The organism is Faecalibacterium butyricigenerans, from assembly GCF_020687345.1.
Classification (GTDB): domain Bacteria; phylum Bacillota; class Clostridia; order Oscillospirales; family Ruminococcaceae; genus Faecalibacterium; species Faecalibacterium butyricigenerans.
The window spans coordinates 50,555-64,944 of the sequence record NZ_JAJEQL010000005.1 but is presented as its reverse complement, the minus strand read 5'-3'; the positions used below and the strand labels follow the sequence as shown (position 1 = coordinate 64,944).

Sequence of the window (14,390 nt, the reverse complement as noted above, 5' to 3'; positions counted from 1 at the left end):
GGGCAGTAGGGGCAGACGTGCGCCGCTCGTTATCGCGGCAGTGCTTTCAACGGGGAGAGCGCACAAAGTGACTGGCAGGCTCTGCCGGTAATTTAGGTGGCACCACGGATACGGCAGCATTCGTCCTAGCAACAGGACGTTTGCTGCCGTATTTTTTATTTTATCCGCCTCCCCGCCGGGACGAAGAAGGGAAAGCTTCGCAGGCGTGACGGAGAAGTCAAAAACCAACATAAGAGGGGTAAGAAATATGTGCTGTGTGATCGGCTATACCGGGCACGATATCAGTGCCGACAAATTCAAAGAATACCTGATGCGCACCGTCTCCCGCGGGCCGGACGACCAGCGGGTCGTGGAGGGGCCTTTCGGCCTGATGGGCTTTGGCCGTCTGGCCATCATGGGCCTGACCCCGGAGGGGATGCAGCCCTTCTACCGCGGGGCCGACTGCATGGTCTGCAACGGCGAGCTGTACGGCTTCCGCTTTGAGAAGGAGATCCTGAAGCGCCGGGGCTATCAGTTCCACTCCGACTGCGACTGCGAGATCCTGCTGCCGCTCTACTATGAGTACGGTCTGGATATGTTCCGCCACATGGACTCCGAGTTTGCCCTTATCATGTACGACTCCCGCAAGGACCGCCTCATCGCGGCCCGCGACCCCATCGGCATCCGCCCGCTGTTCTACGGCTACTCCAAGTCCAGCCACAAGATCGCCTTTGCCTCCGAGATGCAGAACCTCATCGGCTGGTGCGACGACATCCGCCCCTTCCCCATCGGCAGCTACTACTGCGACGGCCGCTTCGTCCGCTACGAGGACATCGCTGACGTGCCCGCCCCCATGCAGGACGACATGGACACCATCCTGACCAACATCCGCGAAAAGCTCATCGCCGGTGTGGAAAAGCGTCTGGACGCCGATGCCCCCGTCGGCTTCCTGCTTTCGGGCGGCCTCGACTCCTCGCTGGTCTGCTCCATTGCCGCCAAAAAGCTGGGCAAGCCCATCCGCACCTTCGCCATCGGCATGGACACCGACGCCATCGACCTGAAATATGCCCGCCAGACCGCCGAGTATCTGGGCAGCGAGCACCACGAGATTATCATCAACCGGGACATCGTCATCCAGAACCTTGAGGAGGTCATCCGGCTGCTGGGCACATGGGACATCACCACCATCCGCGCCAGCATGGGAATGTATCTGCTCTGCAAGGCCATCCACGAGCAGACCGACGTCCGGGTGCTGCTGACCGGCGAGATCTCCGACGAGCTGTTCGGCTACAAGTACACCGACTACGCCCCCACCGCCGACGCCTTCCAGCAGGAGAGCCAGAAGCGCATCCGTGAGCTGTATATGTACGACGTCCTCCGCGCCGACCGCTGCATCTCCGCCAACAGCATCGAGGCCCGCGTGCCCTTCGGCGACCTCGACTTCGTCCGGTACGTCATGGCCATCGACCCCGAAAAGAAGCTGAACAGCTACGGCAAGGGCAAGTACCTGCTGCGCAAGGCGTTCGAGGGCGACTGGCTGCCGCCGGAGATCCTCTGGCGCGAGAAGGCCGCCTTCTCCGACGCCGTGGGCCACAGCATGGTGGACGACATCAAGGAGTACGCCGAGAGCCTCTATACCGACGAGGAGTTCCAGCTCCGCCGGGCAAACTACTCCGCCCACTGTATGCCCTTCACCAAGGAGAGCCTGTTCTACCGCGAGATCTTCGAGAAATACTACCACGACCAGAGCCGCACCATCGTGGGCTTCTGGATGCCCAACAAGGCATGGCCGGGCTGCAACGTCAACGACCCCTCCGCCCGCGTGCTGGCAAACTATGGCGCTTCGGGCGTGTAAGAAGCCTCCGAGCCACGCGGGTTATCTGGCCAAGTTCCAAAATATCAGCGTACCAACGCCATAAAGCAAACTTTGCCAAGGTGGCAAACTTGTGCCCTGCTGGCAAACTTCGAACTTTGCCAATCTCAGGGAACTTTGCCAAGCTGGCAAAGTTCGATTCTGAACGTATCTATGTTATTATATTGGAACTTTGCCACTTAATTTTCCTCAGTAGAGCAATGGTAAAAGCAAAGCAGGCACGCCGCTCCGGCTTTCCCGGGTGTGTGCCTGCTTTTGTTTTTGTTCCTGTTCCGGCTCAGCCGCCGGAGGTCGCCAGCGCCAGCACACCGGCCAGAACGGCGAAACCGCCAAGGACGCCGAGGGCGATCTTTACCTCATCGGCCTCGATCTGTTCCTGAATCGCCACCTGCGTGCCGCAGTAGACATTACAGCAGGCGCTGTGGCCGTCCGGGGTGGTGGCGGTGATCAGGGCCTCCCCGTCCCCCACCGCCGTTACCAGACCAAAGGGGTCTACGGTGGCGGCGGCAGGGTTGCTGGTAGTCCAGGTGATGGGTACTGCGTCACCGTTCTCCACGGCTACGGAAGCTCTCAGGGCCGCCGTGCCGCCGATGTTTTCCAGATACAGCCGCTCCTGGTTCAGGGTCACCCGGCCCACGTTGGACACCACCGTTACGTCACACCGCAGGGTGGTGGTGTAGGTGTTGGCCACGATGGTGGTCTTGCCGGGCTTCTGGGCCGTTACGAGGCCGTTGCGGTCCACGGTCGCTACGGCGGGGTTGGTGCTGTACCACTGGTAGACCATATCTCCGTCTGCCACACTGGAAAGATAGAGCTGACGGACGGGGTGCGGGTCGTTGTATTCGATGGTCATATCCAGATAGCTCTGGCTCAGGCGGCTCTCTGCCGCAGCCTCGGTTGTGTTCTCCGCGTCCAGCTCAGCCACAACCGCAGGCAGCTCAGGCGTAGCGGCAGCAGCGCGCAGGGGGCTGGCCGCAGCGCCGAGCAGAAGCGTCACGGCCAGAGCGGCCGCAAGGTGGGTCAGGTGCTTTCTCATCTAAATTTCCTCATATTCTGGCGGGTGCCGGTCGGCGCGGCCCGCAGTTGTCCGCTTGTCCTGCCGGGTGCAGACGCCGCTCTGCCCCGGCTCGCTTTCCCTTCTATTATATCATCCCGTCCTTTCCCGGGCAAACAAAAGCTCTTGCACAGTTTTTGTGCAGATGTTACAATAAGGGCGTCAAAGCATCCCAGCCAACAACAGGAGGATTTTTATTATGGTCAAGCATATCATTCTCTGGCAGCTCAAGGACGAATATTCCGACGCCGAAAAGGCCGACATCAAGGCGGGCATCAAGGCAGGCCTTGAGGGTCTGGCCGGTCAGATCCCGGGCCTCGTGGAGGTGCACGTCAACATCAACGGCCTGCCCTCTTCCAACGCCGACCTGATGCTGGACACCACCTTCGAGTCCGCCGAGGCGCTCAAGGGCTACTCCAAGCATCCGGCCCATGTGGCCGTGGCCGACAGCAAGGTGCGGCCCTATTATAAGAACCGGGTCTGTCTGGATTACGAGGTCTGACACATTATCATTGACAAACCCGCCGATTTTGCGTATATTAAATATAATAATGTAAACTGGCTGTGAAGAGAAGAGTACGCCTCGTCTGCGCCTGACAGAAAGCCCGAAGGATGGAACCGGGCAGGCCGCGCGATGCCGAAGATGGTCTCCGAGCTGCGCGGGCGAATCGTTAGCCCGCGACGGGTGCGCCCGTTACCGCGCTCGCCGGAGTTCCGGCGCAAGGCCGCGTCTGCAAGGGCACGGCGAAACAAGGTGGTACCACGGAAGTTATACGCTCTCGTCCTTGTCCGACACAGTCGGCAGGGCGGGAGCGTTTTTCGTTCTGAGCGCCAAAAGAAAGGAAGAATCGTTTTCATGAGCGAGCACAAGACATTCTACATCACCACACCGATCTATTACCCCAGCGACAAGCTGCACATCGGCCACAGCTACACCACCGTAGCCTGCGACGCGCTGGCACGCTTCAAGCGGATGCAGGGCTGCGACGTCATGTTCCTGACCGGCACCGACGAGCACGGCCAGAAGATTCAGGACAAGGCCGCCGACGCCGGCGTGACTCCGAAGGAGTACGTCGATAAGATCGTCGCCACCGTCAAGGACCTGTGGAAGCTGATGGACATCAGCTACGACCGCTTCATCCGCACCACCGACGACTACCACATGGAGTCCTGCCAGAAGATCTTCACCAAGCTCTACGAGCAGGGCGACATCTACAAGGGCGAGTACACCGGCCACTACTGCAAGCCCTGCGAGAGCTTCTGGACCGACAGCCAGCTGGTGGACGGCAAGTGCCCCGAGTGCGGCCGCGAGGTCTACGAGGCCCACGAGGAGGCCTACTTCTTCAAGACCAGCAAGTACGCCGACCGTCTGCTCAAGCTCTACGAGGAGAACCCCCAGTTCATCCAGCCCGAGAGCCGGAAGAACGAGATGATCGCCTTCATCAAGCAGGGCCTGCAGGACACCTGCGTCTCCCGCACCTCCGTCAAGTGGGGCATCCCCGTCCCCTTCGACCCCAAGCACACCATGTACGTCTGGGTCGATGCGCTGAGCAACTATATCACCGCGCTGGGCTACGGCAACGAGAAGTACAGCGACTACGACAAGTTCTGGCCTGCCGACCTGCACATGGTGGGCAAGGAGATCCTCCGCTTCCACACCATCCTCTGGCCCGCCATGCTGATGGCCCTCGATCTGCCGCTGCCCAAGCGCGTCTTTGGCCACGGCTGGCTGCTGATGAACGGCGGCAAGATGTCCAAGTCCGTCGGCAACGTCGTTGACCCCGTCATCCTCTGCGACCGCTACGGCGTGGACGCCATCCGCTACTTCCTGCTCCGCGAGATCCCCTTCGGCAACGACGGTATGTTCACCAACGAAGCCCTCATCAACCGCATCAACAGCGACCTCGCCAACGACCTCGGCAACCTGCTGAGCCGTACCGTCGCCATGTGCGAGAAGTACTTCGGCGGCACCGTCCACAAGACCGCCGGCGCTGAGGCCATCGACGCCGAGCTGGAGACCATGACCAGCGAGCTGCTGGGCAAGGTCACGGCTGATATGGACAGCCTGACCATCCCGCAGGCCCTGATGGAGATCTTCGCCGTCATCCAGCGCGCCAACAAGTACATCGACGAGACCGCGCCCTGGGCACTGGCCAAGGACGAGGCCAACAAGGAGCGCCTCGAGAGCGTGCTGTACCACCTGTGCGAGGCCCTGCGTGTCTGCGGCATCCTGCTGAACGCCTATCTGCCCTCCACCGCCCCCAAGATGATGGAGCAGCTGGGTCTGACTGCGGCCGACATCGACCTGACCAAGGCCGTCTACGGCGCACAGGAGAGCTACACCGTCCACAAGGGCGAGGCCCTGTTCCCCCGCATCGACGTGGCAAAGGAGATCGCCCACCTGAAGGAAGAGGACGAGAAGCGGAAAGCCGCTGCCGAGGCCGCTAAAAAGGCCAAGGAGGAGGCCGAGAAGAAGGCCGCTGCCCCCGCAGAGGAGAGCAGCGTGGACTTCACCCACGAGGCCGAGATCTCCTACGACGACTTCTGCAAGGTGGAGCTGCGCGTGGCCGAGGTCCGCGCCTGCGAGAACCTGAAGGAGAGCAAGAAGCTGCTCCACCTGACCGTCTTTGATGGCGAGCGGGAGCGCTGCATCCTGTCCGGCATCGCCAAGTGGTTCAAGCCGGAGGATCTCATCGGCAAGAAGCTCGGCATCGTCTGCAACCTCGCCCCCCGCCCGATGATGAAGGGCAAGTACGTCAGCGAGGGCATGATCTTTGCCGCCGACACCGCCGACGGCGGCTGCTCCATCCCCTTCTACAGCGACGACACCCCCGTGGGTGCCCGCATCCACTGAGCCATGGAAAACACATCCCTGACCCGCGCCCAGCGGCTCGATCAGATCTTCGGCACGCCGGTGTTCGCGGTGCTGCTGGCCATCTTCTGCAACGTGCTGTGGGGCTGCGCGTTCCCCTTCATCAAGATGGGCTACCGCCTCTTTGCCATCGACCCCGGCAACACAGCCTCCATCTTCTGCTTCGCCGGTGTGCGCTTCATGCTGGGCAGCCTTCTCGTTCTGCTGGGCAGCACCCTGCTCCAGAGCCGGGCACCCACCCTCCCGAGGGGCCGGGTCTTTGCCGAGTGCTGTGCGCTGGGCCTGTGGCAGACCACCCTCCAGTACGCCTTCTACTACATCGCCGTAGCGATGCTCACCGGCGCTTTCGGCGGCATCCTGAACAGCACCCAGAGCTTTCTGGGCGTCATCTTCGCCCACTTCCTCTACGGCAATGCCGACCGGATGACCCCCGCAAAGACACTGGGCTGCGCCGTCGGCTTTGCAGGCGTCCTCATCGGCACGCTGGGCAACCACGGCGGCGGCAGCGGCTGGGGCGTCTTCTGTATGCTGCTGGCCACCGTCGTCTTCACCCTGTCCGGCCCGTGGAACAAGTCCGTCACCAAAAAGGCGGACAGCTTCGCGGTCTGCTTCCTGAACCTCTTCGTGGGCGGCGCAGCGCTCTTTGTGCTGGGCACGGCCCTCGGCGGGCGTCTGGGCAGCGTGACCCCGCTGGGCGTGCTGGTGCTGCTGTATCTGGCCTTCATCTGCGGCGCAGGCTATCTGCTCTGGGCCTTGCTGATGAAGAACAACCCCGTCAGCCGCATCGCCATCTTCGGCTTCGTGAACCCGGTGGTCAACGTCCTGCTGAGCGCCGTGCTCAACGGCGAGCCGCTGTTCCGCTGGCAGTATCTGGCCGCGCTGGTCTTCGTCTGCGTCGGTATCTGGCTGGTGAACAAGGCCCCCACCAAGAAGGAGGCTCCATGACCGGCCCCATCTTCGACACCCACGCCCACTACAGCGCCCGCGCTTTCGACGCCGACCGCTTCGCCCTGCTGGACAGCCTGCCCGAAAAGGGCGTCGTGGGCGTCTGCGAGCAGGCCACCCACTCCGGGGACGCCCCCCGGGTGATGGAGCTGGCCCACCGCTATCCGTGGGTGTACGCCGCCATCGGCATCCACCCCGAGAGCCTGCTGGCCCCCGAGGACTGCGGCGCGGAGGGGCCTGCCCCGACGGTCTCCGTCTTTGGCGGCGACTGGGCCGCTGAGATGAAGGCCCTTGCGCCCTATTACGACGACCCGAAGGTGGTGGCCGTAGGCGAGTGCGGACTGGATTATCACTGGCCCGTCCCGAAGGACGCCCAGCTGGCCCTCTTCGAGGCCGAGCTGCGGCTGGCCCTCGAGCTGGACAAGCCCATCATCGTCCACGACCGCAGTGCCCACGCCGACGTCTACGCCCTGCTGAAGAAATACCGGCCCAAGGGCATCGTCCACTGCTATTCCGGCTCTGCGGAGGACGCCGAATGGCTGGCTGCGCAGGGCCTGTACTTCGGCTTCGGCGGTGCCTGCACCTTTAAGGGGGCGAAGCGGGCCGCGAAAGCCATCTCCGCCCTGCCGCTGGAGCGCATCGTCCTCGAAACGGACTGTCCCTACATGGCCCCCGAGCCGGTGCGGGGCACCCGCTGTGACAGCTCCCTCATCCGCTACGTCGGCGAGTACATTGCCAGCGTCAAGGGCCTCTCCCCGGAAGAGGTCTTCCGTCAGACCGCCCAGAACGCCCGGGCAGTCTACCAACTGTAAGATTCAGGGCATTTTCCTGTTTCTGTATAAATTTGAATCCATATTTTTCATAAGGAGAAACCTACTATGAAAGCTCGTATCCCTTCTCACCGCGAATTTATCATCAACTTCCCCGACAGCGTCGATAATGCCAAGGCCAACGAGGGCTGGGCAAAGCTGCAGCAGATCGTCGAGGACTACAAGAAGACCCACAACGGCGCTTCCGTCTACGCCCCCACCTTCATCGAGGACTGCGAGCCTGCCGTCAAGAAGCTGCAGGAAGAGTACGGCTTCGAGTACACTGTCGAGTACGTCAAGTAATTTTTTCAAGAGCTTCTACTCTGTGAAAACAGCCGCTGCGCGGCTGGGATGAAGCCCCTGAAATCCGTTTCAGGTGTCTTGTCTACGAAGAGATAGGACAGTAACAACCAAATCCCTCAAGCGTCTTTGCCCATCCGGGCAGGGACGCTTTTTTCGTGCCATATTCGCCCAGCTGGCAGAGCTGTCTCCCGACCCGGTTGTCGCAGGGCAAAACAAAAAGCAGCCCCGGGGTGGGGCTGCCTTGAAACGACTAATCAAACAAATCGGTATGCGTACCGGTACGGAACAGGAAAAGCTCGAGAGCGTCACCATCCACGCGATAAACAAGCAGCCAGTCGGGCCGGATGTGGCATTCTCGGAAGCCGATGTAGTCACCGGTTAGGGCGTGGTCACGGTTCCGCTCCGGCAGGGTCTGCCCAGCGGCGAGCTGCTCCACGATGGCATTCAGCTCATCCAGTCGCAGGCCCCGCTTGGCTGCAAGCTTGAGGTCTTTTCTAAACCGGTTGGAGAGGACAACCTCAAACATCCGCCAGCACCTCGTCCATAGCGTCCTTGAAGGAAGCATAGCGCTTATATTTTTCCGGATGAGCCTTCATCTCGGCGTATTCATTCAGGGCCGCCGCCGTCTCTGCGTTTGGATTTTCTCGGGTAACGGCAAAGGGCAGGCCCTGAACCCGAAGAGACTGCTTCAGAAAGAGGGTGATCGCCGTGGACAGGTCGATGCCGAGGTCTGCAAAAAGCTCCTGACTCGAGCGCTTCAGCTCCGGGTCGAGACTGATGTTGGTGCTGGTTTTCGCCATAATAGAACGCCTCCCTGTTGGTTTTCTGTTATCACTATAGCACCATCCAGCCAAAATGTCAACATAGGCTGCGCACATTATGCGCACAAAAAGAAAGATGCTTTTCTTTCGCAGCTCCGAGAAGATTTTTTGGTGGGCGCGGGTGGATTACGCAAGCCGCGCTGCTAAAAACAGCCCACTGGGCTGTTTTTGCGCTGTCTTCTGCGACAGCGCCGCAGCTGTTCGAATCCACCCGCCCAGCCCTGAGAAGATTTCTGCAAAACAGAAAATCCAGTACCCGGTTCGGATACTGGATTTCTTGGTGGGCGCGGGTGGATTCGAACCACCGAAGCTGAAAGCAGCAGATTTACAGTCTGTCCCCATTGGCCACTCGGGAACACGCCCTTATTCATTTTCGTGTCCGTTGCCGGACGACTTGTTTAGTTTATCATAGCTTTCCCGTTTTGTCAACAGCTATTTTGATATTTCCCAAGAAAAAGACACGCTCTCCGACGTTACCGTTCCCCGCGCCACGACCGTCTGCGGCACAAGTCCATGGGCGGCATGATGGATATTTTCACATACGCTCACCGGAATAAGCGCCCTAAGAGTCATACTCATTCATCATCTTTTGCAAAAACGTGACTTTTTTGTATTTTTCCGGTGGACAAATGTCGGACGTCCGTGCTACAATAGGCTTTGTTCTTTCCCGGCTGCTTGCGGGCGGCGGGAGTTTCACACAAAGACAGGAGGAACTTTCATGTTCGAAAAAATCTTTCACCTGAAAGAGAACCACACCGACGTCAAGACCGAAGTCATGGCCGGTATCACCACCTTCATGACGATGGCCTACATCCTTGCGGTCAACCCCAGCATCCTTTCCGCTTCCGGCATGGATGCCAACGCAGTCCTGATCGCCACCTCGCTGGCATCCTTCGTGGGCACTGCCCTGATGGCTCTGCTGGCCAACTACCCCTTCGCGCTGGCCCCCGGCATGGGCCTGAACGCCTACTTTGCCTACACCGTCGTTCTCACGATGGGCTACAGCTGGCAGCTGGCCCTGATGGCCGTCTTCGTCGAGGGCATCATCTTCATCGTGCTGAGCCTGACCAACGTGCGTGAGGGCATCTTCAACGCCATCCCCATGACCCTCAAGAGCGCTGTCAGCGTGGGCATCGGCCTGTTCGTGGCCTTCGTGGGCCTGCAGAATGCCAAGCTCATCGTCAACAGCGACTCCACCCTCGTCACCTACCAGCACTTCAAGGGCGAGACCTTCTCCTCTGTGGGCGTGGGCGCTATCCTCGCTCTGCTGGGCGTGGCCATCACCGCCATCCTGCTGGTGAAGCACGTCAAGGGCGGCATCCTCTACGGCATCCTCATCACATGGGTGCTCGGCATTGTCTGCGAGCTGACTGGCATTTATATCCCCAACCCCGACGCAGGGATGTACTCCGTCATCCCCACCAGCTTTGTCAGCTTCGACTTCTCCGCACTGGGCAAGACCTTCGGGCAGGTGTTCAAGACCGACTTCTCCGGTGTGGGCATCCTGAACTTCTTCGCCGTCATGTTCTCCTTCCTCTTCGTTGACCTGTTCGACACGCTGGGCACCCTCATCGGCGTCGCTTCCAAGGCCGATATGCTGGACGAGGAGGGCAAACTGCCCCACATCAAGGGCGCGCTGATGGCCGACTCCATCGCCACCTGCGCCGGTGCTGTGTTGGGCACTTCCACTACTACCACCTTCGTCGAGAGCGCTTCCGGCGTCACCGAGGGCGGCCGCACCGGCCTGACCTCCATGACCACCGGCGTGCTGTTCCTGCTGGCCGTGGTGTTCAGCCCCCTCTTCCTGACCATCCCCTCCTTCGCTACCGCTCCGGCCCTCATCATCGTGGGCTTCTACATGATGGGTTCTGCCATCAAGATCGACTTCTCTGACCCCAGCGAGGGCATCCCCGCCTTCCTGACCATTCTGGCCATGCCCACTGCCTACAGCATCTCGGAGGGCATCGCCATCGGCGTCATCTCCTGGACCATCATCAATGTCGTCACCGGCAAGGCCAAGGAGAAGAAGATCAGCCCCCTGATGTACGTTCTGACCATCCTCTTCATCCTCAAGTACGTCCTGCTGTAAACGCTCCCGGCAACAGCAAAAGCCCTTCGCCATTTTTGTCTGGCGAAGGGCTTTTTTCTGCGCTTATTGTTGCAGGTGCACCCCGGGGAGGGCGGCAGTTCAGCCGCCGAACAGCCCGAAAAAGCTGGTATGGGTCATGCCCAGCACCAGAAACAGGACGATGAGGGCGAACAGCACCCCGATGATAATATCCATCTGGTGCACCGTCAGGGGAAATTTGTCGTAGAGCTTTTCCTTGGGGTTGACGAAGTCGGGGTCGTTGTTGTTCAGCAGCGTTTTGCGGCCCTCCGGAGCCTCTGCACGGGCTGCTTCGAACTTGGCCTGCTCCTGCTCCAGCTGAGCTTCACGAGCTGCCAGAGCGGCTTCTCGCCGGGCCAGCTCCGCCTCGCGGGCGGCTTGTTCTTTTTCGGTCATAGTTGTGTCTCCTGTTTTTAGATGGTGTTCTCCCCTTCGGGAAGGCTCTCCCTTTGGGAGAGCTGGCGCGTGAGCGCCTGAGAGGGCAAGCCCGGCACGACAGAGCCGCTGCACAGCGATGGGCAGACTCTTTATCCGAGCGATATAGCCGCCGCGCTCATACTTTCCCGCCAGCATCCTTGCCCTCTCCGTCACGCCTGCGGCGTGCCACCTCTCCCAAAGGGAGAGGCTTTGGCTTGAGGATAGGCTCGTCTCCGTACAACCTCTCAGTCTCGCATACGCTCGACAGCTCCCCTAGTAGGGGAGCCTCTGGCGAAGAGGCGAAGTTTCTCGGCCTGCCAACGGCTCTCCCTCTGAGGAAAGACTTCCCCCGGTCGGGGGAAGATGTCGCGTAAGCGACAAAAAGGGGAATCTGGCGCGTAAGCGCCTGAGAGGGCTATTCCTATTATAACAAAGTGGACCGCCCACTGCAACGAGTGGGCGGCCCGATAAGCGCTCTCTTCCGGGGGATTTACTTCTTTGCGAGGTACTTGCGAATATCGATGGCGACAGCCACGATGATGACAAGGCCCTGCACGATGTAAGTGTAAGAAGAGTTGACGTTCATGAACTGCAGAGCGACCTTCATCAGCTCGAAGACCAGCACGCCGACGAGGATGCCGGGGACCGTGCCGACGCCGCCGGTGGTGGAAACGCCGCCGATGGTGGAAGCTGCGATGGCGTCCAGCTCATAGCCCTGCGCCGTGTTGACGGATGCGCCGCCGGACTTTGCAGCCAGCAGGCAGCCAGCCAGACCGAACATGCAGGAAGCGAGGATGTAGATGCGGATCTTGGTGGCAGCGACGTTGACACCGGCCACCTCAGCAGCAGCCTCGTTGCCGCCGATGGCGTACATATACTTGCCGTGACGGGTCTTGTTGTACAGGAACCAGAAGCAGCAGGCCACGAAGAGGGCGATGATGATCAGCACAGGAACACCGAGGATGGTGTTGGAGGCCAGAGAGGTGAAGTCCTTGTTCAGAGAGCCGATGGGGGTACCGCCGGTGTAGACGAGGCAGATACCGTAGACCACCTGCTGCATACCCAGCGTAGCGATAAAGGGCTGGACCTTCAGGTAGCTGACCACGAGGCCGTTGCACAGGCCCACGATGGCGCAGATGGCAATGACGAGGATGAAGACCACGGGGGTGGGCAGGGTGGGCATATTGGGGTAGAACTTGCCGGCAGCGCCCTCGGTCTGGGCGAAGATACAGGCCAGACAGGCGGCAAAACCAGCCAGACGGCCTGCGGACAGGTCGTTGCCGGTGGTGATCAGACAGCCGGAGATGCCCAGCGCGATGATGTAGCGGATCGAGACGTTCTTGAACAGGTTGATGATATTGGCCAGTGCGAAGAAGTTGGGATGGATGATGCCGACGATGAGGGACACGGCCAGCATCAGGACGATGATGGCGTTGTTGCCCAGCCACTTCTTTACAGACTTGCCCGTTACTTTCTTGGTAGCTTCCACGATAGACAGCCTCCTTGTTTACTGATTGGCCGCCGCCGCTTCGGGCGCGGTCTCAAACTGGGTCGCCAGAGCCATGATGTTCTCCTGCGTAGCGTCCTTGCCGTCGATAAAGCCGGTGATGCGGCCATCGCACATGACCATGACGCGGTTGGACATACCGATGATCTCGCTCATTTCGGAGGAGATCATGATGATGCTCTTGCCCTGCTTGGCCAGGTCGGCGATGATGCAGTAGATCTCATATTTTGCGCCGACGTCGATGCCTCGGGTAGGCTCGTCCAGAATGAGGACATCGGGGTTGTTGGCCAGCCAGCGGGCGATCAGCACCTTCTGCTGGTTGCCGCCGGACAGGCTCTTGATAGCCGTCTTGGGGCTGGGCACCTTGATGGCCATTTTCTCTTTGTTGGTGGCCACCAGCTCGAGGATCTTCTTATCGTCCAGCATGATAGGCCCTTTGCGCAGCGCATCCAGCGAGGCGATGGAGATGTTGTCGGCCACGCTCAGCACACCCATGATGCCGGTCGCGCGGCGATCCTCTGTCAGCAGAGCCACGCTGTGCTGGATGGCGTCGCGGGGCTGCTTGATGTTGACCTCCTGCCCCTTGATCCACACCTTGCCGGAGGTGTGGGCACGCAGGCCGAAGATACCCTCCATCAGCTCGGTGCGCTGTGCGCCCACCAGACCTGCCACGCCAAGGATCTCGCCCTTCTTCAGCTCGAAGCTGCAGTGGCGGAAGGAGCGCGGATGGATGGAGGTGAAGTCCTCCACCTTCATCATGATCTCATCGGAGGGGTGATTTTCCAGCGGGGGATACAGGTTGGACAGCTCACGGCCGACCATCTTGGCGATGATCTCCTCTTTGGTCATGTTGGCGACGTCCCACTTGCCGATGTAGTGGCCGTCACGCATGATGGTGACTTCGTCGGCGATGACCTTGATCTCGTCCATCTTATGGCTGATGTAGACCAGAGCGACGCCCTGCTCCTTCAGCTCGTTCATGATGCGGAACAGCGACTCGACTTCGTTCGCGGTCAGCGAGGAGGTCGGCTCGTCCAGGATCAGCACCTTGCAGTTTGCGGAGACGGCCTTTGCGATCTCCACCATCTGCATCTGTGCGATGCTCAGGCTGCCCAGCTTCGCGTGGGACTTGATATCCAGCTTCAGCTTTTTCAGCAGTTCGTCGGTGTCCTTATACATCTTGGCGTGGTCCACGATGGTGATGGGGCCAGCCTTCTTGGTGGGGTAGCGGCCCAGCCAGATGTTCTCTGCCACGGTGCGGGCCGGGATGGGCTGCAGCTCCTGATGCACCATTGCGATGCCGCGGTTCAGTGCATCCAGCGGGGTGGGGATGTTGACCTTTTGGCCTTCGTACTCGATCTCGCCCTCGTCCATCTTGTAAATGCCGAACATGCATTTCATCAGGGTGGACTTACCGGCACCGTTCTCGCCCATCAGGGCCATGACTTTGCCGGGGCGGAGCTCCAACTGCGCGTGGTCCAGCGCTTTCACGCCGGGGAAGGTCTTTACCACGCCTTTCATTACCAGACGGTATTCTGACATTCCTCAGAGCCTCCTTGTCTATGGGTCTCAAAAGTGCCGTTTTTGCCATCGGCTTTTCAAAACAAGGCGCGTGCGCGGAGATTTTTTCTCGCACGCACGCGCTTTTTAGCTCTTAATCAAGCCTTATTGGTTCACTGCGCACCTTGCAACGATAGGGTTTT

The 14,390-nt window shown here is 60.2% G+C and carries 13 protein-coding genes, 1 tRNA gene and 1 other annotated feature (1 of these 15 cut by a window edge); of the genes, 7 read left to right on the top strand and 7 right to left on the bottom strand.

From position 1 onward, the window contains the following. Window positions 1–131, top strand: a binding site (T-box leader) (it extends 139 nt beyond the left edge of the window). Window positions 132–247: 116 nt separating this feature from the next. After that, window positions 248–1,834: an asparagine synthase B gene (asnB, locus tag LKD23_RS03350; RefSeq protein WP_227620363.1), complete on the top strand. Its 1,587-nt coding sequence runs from the start codon at window positions 248–250 to the stop codon at window positions 1,832–1,834. 295 nt (window positions 1,835–2,129) lie between these two features. Here asnB and LKD23_RS03345 read toward each other — a convergent pair whose 3' ends face one another. After that, entirely contained in the window at window positions 2,130–2,888 is a 759-nt protein-coding gene (locus tag LKD23_RS03345) for an Ig-like domain-containing protein (RefSeq protein WP_227620362.1), read from the bottom strand. 217 nt (window positions 2,889–3,105) lie between these two features. Between LKD23_RS03345 and LKD23_RS03340 the strand changes: the two genes are divergently transcribed. The 5 genes from LKD23_RS03340 to LKD23_RS03320 all read left to right on the top strand — a co-directional run bounded on the left by LKD23_RS03340 (window position 3,106) and on the right by LKD23_RS03320 (window position 7,835). Next, complete coding sequence (locus LKD23_RS03340; protein WP_158400089.1) at window positions 3,106–3,408, top strand: Dabb family protein; 303 nt, start codon at window positions 3,106–3,108, stop codon at window positions 3,406–3,408. Window positions 3,409–3,762: 354 nt separating this feature from the next. Continuing rightward, window positions 3,763–5,760 (top strand): methionine--tRNA ligase, encoded by a 1,998-nt coding sequence (gene metG, locus LKD23_RS03335; protein WP_227620361.1) that lies wholly within the window; start codon window positions 3,763–3,765, stop codon window positions 5,758–5,760. 3 nt (window positions 5,761–5,763) lie between these two features. Next, window positions 5,764–6,723 (top strand): DMT family transporter, encoded by a 960-nt coding sequence (locus tag LKD23_RS03330; RefSeq protein ID WP_227620360.1) that lies wholly within the window; start codon window positions 5,764–5,766, stop codon window positions 6,721–6,723. Continuing rightward, window positions 6,720–7,535: a TatD family hydrolase gene (locus LKD23_RS03325; protein WP_227620359.1), complete on the top strand. Its 816-nt coding sequence runs from the start codon at window positions 6,720–6,722 to the stop codon at window positions 7,533–7,535. The genes LKD23_RS03330 and LKD23_RS03325 overlap by 4 nt, the downstream gene beginning before the upstream one ends. Before the next feature lie 66 nt (window positions 7,536–7,601). After that, window positions 7,602–7,835 carry a methylenetetrahydrofolate dehydrogenase gene (locus LKD23_RS03320; protein ID WP_227620358.1) on the top strand — a complete coding sequence of 78 codons (234 nt, stop codon included), beginning with the start codon at window positions 7,602–7,604 and terminating at the stop codon, window positions 7,833–7,835. A gap of 250 nt (window positions 7,836–8,085) precedes the next feature. Here the strand turns inward: LKD23_RS03320 and LKD23_RS03315 are convergent, their stop codons facing one another. From LKD23_RS03315 to LKD23_RS03305, 3 genes are all read right to left on the bottom strand, one after another. Further along, on the bottom strand, window positions 8,086–8,361 hold the full coding sequence (locus LKD23_RS03315; RefSeq protein WP_227620357.1) for a type II toxin-antitoxin system YafQ family toxin: 276 nt from the start codon (window positions 8,359–8,361) through the stop codon (window positions 8,086–8,088). Continuing rightward, window positions 8,354–8,635, bottom strand: a complete 282-nt coding sequence (locus LKD23_RS03310; protein ID WP_227620356.1) for a type II toxin-antitoxin system RelB/DinJ family antitoxin — start codon at window positions 8,633–8,635, stop codon at window positions 8,354–8,356. The genes LKD23_RS03315 and LKD23_RS03310 overlap by 8 nt, the downstream gene beginning before the upstream one ends. 299 nt (window positions 8,636–8,934) lie before the next feature. After that, window positions 8,935–9,019, bottom strand: a tRNA-Tyr gene (locus LKD23_RS03305). 355 nt (window positions 9,020–9,374) lie between these two features. Here LKD23_RS03305 and LKD23_RS03300 point away from each other — a divergent pair. Further along, the gene (locus LKD23_RS03300) at window positions 9,375–10,745 is read left to right on the top strand and encodes an NCS2 family permease (RefSeq protein WP_227620355.1); all 1,371 of its coding nucleotides are present in this window, start codon (window positions 9,375–9,377) and stop codon (window positions 10,743–10,745) included. A gap of 99 nt (window positions 10,746–10,844) precedes the next feature. Here LKD23_RS03300 and LKD23_RS03295 read toward each other — a convergent pair whose 3' ends face one another. From LKD23_RS03295 to LKD23_RS03285, 3 genes are all read right to left on the bottom strand, one after another. After that, window positions 10,845–11,159, bottom strand: coding sequence for a hypothetical protein (locus tag LKD23_RS03295; RefSeq protein WP_227620354.1), 315 nt, complete (start codon window positions 11,157–11,159; stop codon window positions 10,845–10,847). Window positions 11,160–11,670: 511 nt separating this feature from the next. Beyond that, window positions 11,671–12,669 (bottom strand): ABC transporter permease subunit, encoded by a 999-nt coding sequence (locus LKD23_RS03290; RefSeq protein WP_227620352.1) that lies wholly within the window; start codon window positions 12,667–12,669, stop codon window positions 11,671–11,673. Window positions 12,670–12,687: 18 nt separating this feature from the next. Then, the gene (locus LKD23_RS03285) at window positions 12,688–14,229 is read right to left on the bottom strand and encodes a sugar ABC transporter ATP-binding protein (protein ID WP_227620351.1); all 1,542 of its coding nucleotides are present in this window, start codon (window positions 14,227–14,229) and stop codon (window positions 12,688–12,690) included. Window positions 14,230–14,390: the final 161 nt, after the last annotated feature.